The organism is Massilia eburnea, from assembly GCF_009720745.1.
Lineage (GTDB): Bacteria > Pseudomonadota > Gammaproteobacteria > Burkholderiales > Burkholderiaceae_D > Rugamonas > Rugamonas eburnea.
In genome coordinates this window covers 1-258 of record NZ_WNKX01000093.1, presented here as the reverse complement: position 1 = coordinate 258, position 258 = coordinate 1, and the positions used below count along the sequence as shown (strand labels likewise).

The following is a 258-nucleotide window of genomic DNA, read 5'->3' as shown; positions in this document are numbered from 1 at the left end:
CGGGCTTCGGCCTGGCGGCGAGTGGCGAACGGGTGAGTAATATATCGGAACGTACCCAAGAGTGGGGGATAACGTAGCGAAAGTTACGCTAATACCGCATACGATCTAAGGATGAAAGCAGGGGATCGCAAGACCTTGTGCTCCTGGAGCGGCCGATATCTGATTAGCTAGTTGGTGAGGTAAAGGCTCACCAAGGCAACGATCAGTAGCTGGTCTGAGAGGACGACCAGCCACACTGGAACTGAGACACGGTCCAGA

The 258-nt window shown here is 54.7% G+C and carries 1 rRNA gene; it reads left to right on the top strand.

The features are described from left to right. Nucleotides 1-258: ribosomal RNA gene (locus GM658_RS28705) — 16S ribosomal RNA — on the top strand; the annotation flags it as partial.